Origin of the sequence: Methylobacterium sp. 37f (assembly GCF_023093475.1) — a bacterium.
Lineage (GTDB): Bacteria > Pseudomonadota > Alphaproteobacteria > Rhizobiales > Beijerinckiaceae > Methylobacterium.
Genome location: NZ_JAGHKN010000130.1, coordinates 1 through 422, shown reverse-complemented (window position 1 = coordinate 422; position 422 = coordinate 1). Strand labels below are relative to the sequence as shown.

1 protein-coding gene is annotated in these 422 nt (G+C 71.1%); it reads left to right on the top strand.

What is annotated here, in order from left to right:
* Positions 1-422 (top strand): PLP-dependent aminotransferase family protein (locus tag J7U37_RS24955; protein ID WP_247637505.1); only part of this gene is annotated, 422 nt, incomplete at both ends.

Here is a 422-nt window from a genome sequence, read left to right as displayed (position 1 = left end):
GGTCGCGCTTGCACAACCGGCTGCTGCGCAAGCCGTCGCCCGCACTGCTGACGTATCCCGTGGGCGCGGGCTACCTGCCGCTGCGCACCGCGCTGGCCGATTACCTGCGCACCGCGCGTGGCGTGCGCTGCGAGCCCGAGCAGATCATCATCACAGCCGGCATCCATCCTTCGCTCCAGCTCATCGCGCAGTTGCTGTGCGACGCCGGCGACAGCGCGTGGATCGAAGACCCGGGCTACTGGGGCGTGCGCAGCGTGCTCACCGCTGCGGGCGTGCGCACGGTGCCGCTGCCGGTGGACGACGAAGGCATGCGCTTCGACCTCCCCACGCGCGGGCGCCAGCGCAGCAAGCCGCCGAAGCTCATGGTGGTCTCGCCCTCGCACCAATATCCGCTCGGCTCGGTGATGAGCCTGGCGCGACGC